The sequence below is a fragment of the uncultured Piscinibacter sp. genome, from assembly GCF_937952055.1.
GTDB lineage: Bacteria > Pseudomonadota > Gammaproteobacteria > Burkholderiales > Burkholderiaceae_C > Piscinibacter.
In genome coordinates, this window is the sequence record NZ_CALFYO010000010.1 from 203,333 (window position 1) to 210,369 (window position 7,037).

The following is a 7,037-nucleotide window of genomic DNA, read 5'->3' on the forward strand; positions in this document are numbered from 1 at the left end:
GGTCCTAGTTGGCGAAGGGGTCGCGCGTCGGCGGCACCTTGCCGAGCAGCGCGTCCTTCAGTTGCGCGTCGGCCGGTGACTTGCCGAGCCAGATCTTCATCATCGACGAGAAGAACTCCGGTTCCTTGATCGGCTCGCCCGCCGGCTTGCCGTTGAGCATCACGACGGTGCCGGTGCCCGGCACCCAGTCGACCGAGAAGTTCTCGCCGGCGTTCAGCTTCTTGCGCAGCGAGAAGATCTCGCTCATGCGGATCGTGCCGGCGATCGACTTGGAGAAGTCCTCTCTCGATGCGTTGTCCTGCATGCCGCGGGTGAAGAGCTTGCCGAGCTCGTTGCCGTCGATGTCGCGCAGCATGACGATGTGAATGCGCTTGGCGCCCGGCGCGGCGAGCACCGCCTCGGGGGTGGCGGCCTTGGCGGCGAGGTACAGGCCGGCGGTGTAGACCTTGAACACGGCCTTGTAGCGGATGCCCGCCCCGTTGAGCTGCACCGTGCTGCTGCCGATCTGCAGCGACGGTTCGTACTTGACGCCGGCGAGCTCGACGGCCTGCGCTTGCGCGATCGGGGTGGTCAGGCACGCCAGCAAGGTGGCGACCAGGACGATGGTGCGACGGATCACGACGCTCTCCGAAGTGGTTGGCTGCAGCCGGGTAGGCCCGCAAAGCCCGCGAGTTTGGCAAAGCGGGCCGGGGCTTGTCCATGGCGTATTGCACGAGTGGAGAGCGCTCCCCAGGTACTTCGTGGCCGCTGCTACACTCGGCGCCCATGTTTTCGACGCGCACGCAAACCAAGAGGTCGCACGACCGGGGAGCCTGGCCCTGGCGCCGCTCCTGCTGCCACGCCGGGCGCTGACCCGGCGCGTTTGCCTGCCGCGGAGCGCCGCGTTCCCCCATGAAGCGCGCCCTTCGGCTCCATCGGCTGGTCCGTCCCGCCGGCACCACCGAATCGAACCGTCATGCGGACGAGCAACCCGTCCGCCGGGCCGTGGAGGGCCCTGACCCGTGATCACCGAACTCGAATTCAAGAGCCTGGCCGCGCAGGGCTACAACCGCATCCCGCTGTTGACCGAGGCTTTCGCCGACCTCGAGACGCCCTTGTCGCTGTACCTCAAGCTCGCCTACGGCAACGGCGGGGGAAGGCACAGCTTCCTGCTGGAGTCGGTGGTCGGCGGCGAGCGCTTCGGCCGCTACTCCTTCATCGGCCTGCCGGCGCGCACGCTGCTGCGCGCCCGCGGCTTCAAGACCGAGGTCGTCACCGACGGCGTGGTGGTCGAGACGCACGAGGGCAACCCGCTGGACTTCGTCGCCGCGTACCAGTCGCGTTTCAAGGTCGCACTGCGCCCCGGGCTGCCGCGTTTCTGCGGCGGGCTGGCCGGCTACTTCGGCTACGACGCCGTGCGCTACATCGAGCCCAGGCTGGCGAAGACGTGGAAGGAAGGCGGCATCGACACGCCCGACATCCTGCTGCTGCAATGCGAGGAACTGGCCGTCATCGACAACCTCTCCGGGCGGCTGTACCTGATCGTCTATGCCAACCCCGCCGAACCCGAGGCCTATTTCAAGGCCAAGCGGCGCCTGGCCGAGCTGGGCGACAAGCTCCGCTACAGCGTCACCGCGCCACAGGTCAAGCGGGTTGCGGCGCACGGCGTGGAGCGAGAGTTCGCCAAGGACGACTACCTTGCCGCGGTGATGAAAAGCAAGGAATACATCGCCGCCGGCGACATGATGCAGGTGCAGATCGGCCAGCGGCTGCGCAAGCGCTACACCGAGAGCCCGCTGTCGCTGTACCGGGCGCTGCGCTCGCTGAACCCCTCGCCCTACATGTTCTTCTACGACATGGGCGACTTCCAGATCGTCAGCGCCAGCCCCGAGATCCTGGTGCGCCACGAGCATGTGCCCGAAGGCGAGAAGGTGACGATCCGGCCGCTGGCCGGAACGCGGCCGCGCGGCGCCTCGCCCGAGCAGGACAAGGCACTGGAGGCCGAGCTGCTCGCCGACCCGAAGGAGCGCGCCGAGCACGTCATGCTGATCGACCTGGCGCGCAACGACATCGGGCGCATCGCGCGCACCGGCAGCGTGAAGGTCACCGAGGCCTTCGTCGTCGAGCGCTACTCGCACGTGATGCACATCGTCAGCAACGTCGAGGGGCTGCTGAAGGACGGCATGACCAACATCGACGTGCTCAAGGCCACCTTCCCGGCCGGCACGCTGACCGGAGCGCCGAAGATCCGGGCGATGGAGATCATCGACGAGCTCGAGCCGAGCAAGCGAGGCATCTACGGCGGCGCCTGTGGCTACCTCAGCTTTGCCGGCGACATGGACGTGGCCATCGCCATCCGCACCGGTATCGTCAAGGACCAGACGCTGTACGTGCAGGCGGCGGCGGGCGTGGTGGCGGATTCGGTGCCGGAGATGGAGTGGCGGGAGACGGAGGCGAAGGCCCGAGCGCTGATCAGAGCGGCCGAACTCGTCGAGGAGGGCTTCTGACATGCTGCTCATGATCGACAACTACGACTCGTTCACCTTCAACCTGGTGCAGTACTTCGGCGAGCTGGGCGAGGAGGTGCGCGTCTTCCGCAACGACGAGATCGACGTCGCCGGCATCGCCGCGCTGAAGCCCGACCACCTCGTGCTCTCGCCCGGCCCCTGCTCGCCGGCCGAGGCCGGCATCTGCGTCGAGGCGATCCAGGCCTTCAGCGGCAAATTGCCCATCCTCGGCGTCTGCCTCGGACACCAGGCCATCGGCGCGGCCATGGGCGGCCGCATCGTGCGTGCAAAGACGCAGATGCACGGCAAGACCGACGTCATCACCCACGATGGCCGCGGCGTCTACACCGGGCTGCCCAAGCAGTTCACGGTGATCCGCTACCACTCCCTGGTGATCGAGCAGGCCACGAAACCGGAGTTGCTTCTGGTGACCGCCACTTCGCAGGACGGCGAGATCATGGGCGTGCGCCACCGCGAGCTGGCCGGGACGAAGACGCCGCTGGAGGGCGTGCAGTTCCATCCGGAGTCCATCCTCACCGAGCACGGACACGCGATGTTGAAGAACTTCCTGGAGCTCAGGCCGTGATCGTCGACCTTCGAAGCGATACGGTCACCCGCCCGACGCCGGCGATGCGCGAGGCGATCGCGCGCGCCGAGGTCGGCGACGACGTGTTCGGCGACGATCCGACCGTCAACGCGCTGCAGCAGCGCGTCGCCGCCATGCTCGGCAAGGAAGCGGCGCTGTTCATGCCCAGCGGCACGCAGAGCAACCTCTGTGCGTTGATGAGTCACTGCCAGCGCGGCGACGAATACCTCGTCGGCCAGATGGCTCACACCTATCGCTGGGAGGCCGGCGGCGGTGCCGTGCTCGGCAGCATCCAGCCGCAGCCGATCGCGCACCAGGCCGACGGCACGCTGCAGCTCTCCGACATCGAAGCCAGCATCAAGCCCGACGACCCGCACTTTGCGCGCACGCGTCTGCTGTGCCTCGAGAACACGCTGGGCGGCAGGCCGATGCCGCCGGACTACCTGCGCGAGGCGACCGAGCTGGCGCGCCGCCACGGCCTGGCCACCCACCTCGACGGCGCGCGGCTGTTCAACGCGGCGGTGGCGACGGGCGGCGATGCGCGCGCCAACGCCCGCGCGATGGCCGAGCTCTTCGACAGCGTGTCGGTGTGCTTCAGCAAGGGCCTGGGCGCGCCGGTCGGCTCGGCCCTGGTCGGCTCGGCCGAGTTGATCGCGAAGGCGAAGCGCGTGCGCAAGATGGCCGGTGGCACGATGCGCCAGGCCGGCGTGCTGGCCGCGGCGGCGCTGCACGCGCTGGACCATCACATCGACCGCCTCGCCGACGACCATGCGCGTGCCCGGCGCCTCGCCGAGGGCCTGCGCGGTCTGCCCGGCGTGAGCGTGCAGGTGCCGCTGACCAACATGGTCTTCGTCGACCTGCCGCGAGAGCGCGCCGCCACCGTCGTCGCCACGCTGCGCGAGCACGGTGTGCTCGCCACCGGCCTGTACCAACTTCGCCTGGTCACCCACCTCGACGTCGACGACGAGGCCATCGACCAGGCCATCGCCGTGCTGCGCCAGGCGCTGCACTGAAATCGCGCCCCCGCCAGGAGCCCGCCATGCCCATCACCGACACCGAAGCGCTGACCCGCACCATCGAGCACCGGGAGATCTTCCACGACGAGATGCTCGCGCTGATGCGCCGCATCATGGGTGGCGAGATGTCGCCCGTCATGATGGCGGCGCTGCTGATCGGCCTGCGCGTCAAGAAGGAGACCATCGGCGAGATCACGGCCGCCGCGCAGGTGATGCGCGAGTTCTCCACCAAGGTCGATGTGACCGACCGCACGCACCTGGTCGACATCGTCGGCACCGGCGGCGACGGCTCACATACCTTCAACATCTCGACCTGCAGCATGTTCGTCGCCGCGGCCTGCGGCGCGCGGGTGAGCAAGCACGGCAACCGCAGCGTGTCGAGCAAGTCGGGCAGTGCGGACGTGCTGGAATCGCTCGGCGTGAGCCTGTCGCTCAAGCCGGCGGACATTGCGAAGTGCATCGCCGACACCGGCATCGGCTTCATGTTCGCGCCCAACCACCACCCGGCAATGAAGAACGTCGCACCGGTGCGCAAGGAACTCGGCGTGCGCACCATCTTCAACATCCTCGGGCCGCTGACCAACCCGGCCGGCGCGCCGAACATCCTGATGGGCGTGTTCCACCCCGACCTGGTCGGCATCCAGGTGCGCGCGCTGCAGCGCCTCGGTGCCGAGCATGCGCTGGTGGTCTACGGACGCGATGGCATGGACGAGGTGTCGCTGGGTGCCGCCACCATGGTCGGCGAGTACAAGGACGGCGACATCCGCGAGTACGAGATCCACCCGGAGGACTTCGGCCTCACGATGGCGAGCAACCGCACGCTGAAGGTCGAGACGCCCGAGCAGAGCAAGGCGATGCTGCGCGCGGTGCTCGACGACGAGGCGGGCCCGGCGCGCGACATCGTGATCCTCAATGCCGGCGTGGCGCTGTATGCGGCCAACGCCGTCGGCACGATGGCCGACGGCGTGGCGATGGCGCGCGAGGCGCTGACCTCGGGCAAGGCACTGGCCAAGATGCATCAGTTCGTCGCACGCACCAAGGAATTGGCGGGGGCATGAGCGACATCCTGGACAAGATCGTCGCAGTCAAGCGCGAAGAGATCGCCGCGGCCAGGCAGGCGCGCGACGAGGCCTCGCTGCGCCGCGAGGCGGAAGAGCGGGGTGGCCAGCGCGACTTCGTCGGTGCCTTGCGCGCGAAGATCACTGCCGGCCGCGCCGGCGTGATAGCCGAGGTGAAGAAGGCGAGTCCCAGCAAGGGCGTGCTGCGCGAACATTTCGTGCCGGCCGAGATCGCCGCCAGCTACGAGCGTGCAGGCGCCGCCTGCCTGAGCGTGCTGACCGACCGTCAGTTCTTCCAGGGCTCGGCCGATTACCTGCGCCAGGCCCGCGCCGCCTGCGAACTACCGGTGCTGCGCAAGGACTTCATGGTCGATGCCTACCAGGTCTTCGAGGCGCGGGCGATGGGTGCGGACTGCATCCTGCTGATCGCTGCCAGCCTGGACGACGCGCAGATGGCCGATCTCGAGGATCAGGCGCAGGCGCTGGGCATGGCGGTGCTGGTCGAGGTGCACGACGGCGAGGAACTTGAGCGTGCACTGCGCCTGAGGACGCCGCTGGTCGGCATCAACAACCGCAACCTGCGCACCTTCGAGGTGACGCTGGACACCACGTTGGGCCTGCTGCCGCTTGTGCCCAGGGACCGCCTGCTCGTCACCGAGAGCGGCATCCTGACCCCGAACGACGTGCAGCGCATGCGCGATGCGGGCGTGCCCGCCTTCCTCGTCGGCGAAGCCTTCATGCGTGCCGCCGACCCTGGCGTGGCGCTGGCCAGCCTGTTCGGATGACTGCCGACGACCTGGCCGCAGCCTGCGCGACCCTGCCGGCGCCCTGGGCAGCGGCGTTGCCGGCCTGGACGCCGGAACGCTTCGCCGGGATCGTCGAGCGCGTGCGCGCGGTGTCGGATGCCCGCGAGATCGCCCCGGCCGATCCGTTTCGGGCGCTGCGATTCGCGGCGCCCAAGGACGTCAAGGTGGTCGTGTTCGGGCAGGACCCCTACCCGAAACCGGGTCATGCCGACGGGCTGGCCTTCTCCGCCGGCCACGGCAAGCCGGCTTCGCTGCGCCGCATCTTTCAGGTGCTGGCCGAGGACAAACCCGGTTTCAGGCCGCCGCCGGTGTGGAAGCTCGACGGTTGGGCGCACCAAGGCGCGCTGCTGCTCAACCCGACGCTGACCATCGAGGTGGGCCGCATCGGCAGTCACATCGACTGCGGTTGGCAGGCGCTCACATCCGATATTGTCAAGATTCTGTGCAGGCTGCCAAAACCTCCTGTGTTCATGCTGTGGGGCGACAAGGCGCGTCAGTTCTTCATCGACGCGCAGCCAGCGGGAACCTCGGTCAGCACCCTGGTGACGCGCCACCCCTCCAACGATTTCCAGCGCCGATTCATGGCGGAGGGACGTCACTTCCTGCAGACCGCCGACCGGATCGACTGGTGGGCACCAGCGCCTGTGCTATGATCGCGGGCTCTGCGTGGAGGGGTGCCCGAGTGGCTAAAGGGGGCAGACTGTAAATCTGTTGGCTTACGCCTACGCTGGTTCGAATCCAGCCTCCTCCACCAAAGATTGAGTAAGGCGTGTTGTCTCCCGAGCGGGAGTAGTTCAATGGTAGAACCCCAGCCTTCCAAGCTGATGACGCGGGTTCGATTCCCGTCTCCCGCTCCACGTCGCCAGAGGCTTGGTGTCCTTGCCCGGATTCAAGCCTGTGTCGACGGTCAGTTGATCGGCCCATGTGGCTCAGTGGTAGAGCACTCCCTTGGTAAGGGAGAGGTCGCGCGTTCGATCCGCGCCATGGGCACCAAGTCTTGATATCCAGTCTCGTTGTCGAGGAGCGAAACAATGGCAAAAGGCAAGTTCGAGCGGACCAAGCCGCACGTGAACGTGGGGACGATT

At 67.8% G+C, this 7,037-nt stretch carries 7 protein-coding genes and 3 tRNA genes; 9 read left to right on the top strand and 1 reads right to left on the bottom strand.

What is annotated here, in order from left to right; translation table 11 throughout:
* Positions 1-4 precede the first annotated feature (4 nt).
* A complete protein-coding gene (locus tag Q0599_RS03790) occupies positions 5-616 on the bottom strand; it encodes a chalcone isomerase family protein (RefSeq protein ID WP_298825966.1) in 612 nt (203 codons plus the stop codon).
* A 385-nt stretch (positions 617-1,001) separates the two neighbouring features.
* Between Q0599_RS03790 and trpE the strand changes: the two genes are divergently transcribed.
* The 9 genes from trpE to Q0599_RS03835 all read left to right on the top strand — a co-directional run bounded on the left by trpE (position 1,002) and on the right by Q0599_RS03835 (position 6,945).
* Positions 1,002-2,486: an anthranilate synthase component I gene (gene trpE, locus Q0599_RS03795; RefSeq protein WP_298825930.1), complete on the top strand. Its 1,485-nt coding sequence runs from the start codon at positions 1,002-1,004 to the stop codon at positions 2,484-2,486.
* Position 2,487: 1 nt separating this feature from the next.
* On the top strand, positions 2,488-3,072 hold the full coding sequence (locus tag Q0599_RS03800; RefSeq protein ID WP_298825933.1) for an aminodeoxychorismate/anthranilate synthase component II: 585 nt from the start codon (positions 2,488-2,490) through the stop codon (positions 3,070-3,072).
* Positions 3,069-4,085: a low-specificity L-threonine aldolase gene (gene ltaE, locus Q0599_RS03805; protein WP_298825936.1), complete on the top strand. Its 1,017-nt coding sequence runs from the start codon at positions 3,069-3,071 to the stop codon at positions 4,083-4,085. Before Q0599_RS03800 ends, ltaE begins: the two co-directional genes overlap by 4 nt.
* 26 nt (positions 4,086-4,111) lie before the next feature.
* Positions 4,112-5,146, top strand: a complete 1,035-nt coding sequence (gene trpD / locus Q0599_RS03810) for an anthranilate phosphoribosyltransferase (RefSeq protein WP_298825938.1) — start codon at positions 4,112-4,114, stop codon at positions 5,144-5,146.
* On the top strand, positions 5,143-5,931 hold the full coding sequence (trpC, locus tag Q0599_RS03815) for an indole-3-glycerol phosphate synthase TrpC (RefSeq protein ID WP_298825940.1): 789 nt from the start codon (positions 5,143-5,145) through the stop codon (positions 5,929-5,931). The genes trpD and trpC overlap by 4 nt, the downstream gene beginning before the upstream one ends.
* Positions 5,928-6,605 (top strand): uracil-DNA glycosylase, encoded by a 678-nt coding sequence (locus tag Q0599_RS03820; RefSeq protein ID WP_298825943.1) that lies wholly within the window; start codon positions 5,928-5,930, stop codon positions 6,603-6,605. The genes trpC and Q0599_RS03820 overlap by 4 nt, the downstream gene beginning before the upstream one ends.
* Before the next feature lie 15 nt (positions 6,606-6,620).
* Positions 6,621-6,706 (top strand) — tRNA-Tyr (locus Q0599_RS03825).
* Between the two features lie 29 nt (positions 6,707-6,735).
* Positions 6,736-6,809: transfer RNA gene (locus Q0599_RS03830), tRNA-Gly, on the top strand.
* 61 nt (positions 6,810-6,870) lie between these two features.
* Positions 6,871-6,945, top strand: a tRNA-Thr gene (locus Q0599_RS03835).
* Positions 6,946-7,037: the final 92 nt, after the last annotated feature.

Coding starts and splice junctions, on each gene's coding strand:
- Q0599_RS03820 (WP_298825943.1), top strand. CDS start 5,928: ATGACTGCCGACGACCTGGCCGCAGCCTGCGCGACCCTGCCGGCGCCC.
- Q0599_RS03800 (WP_298825933.1), top strand. CDS start 2,488: ATGCTGCTCATGATCGACAACTACGACTCGTTCACCTTCAACCTGGTG.
- trpD (WP_298825938.1), top strand. CDS start 4,112: ATGCCCATCACCGACACCGAAGCGCTGACCCGCACCATCGAGCACCGG.
- trpC (WP_298825940.1), top strand. CDS start 5,143: ATGAGCGACATCCTGGACAAGATCGTCGCAGTCAAGCGCGAAGAGATC.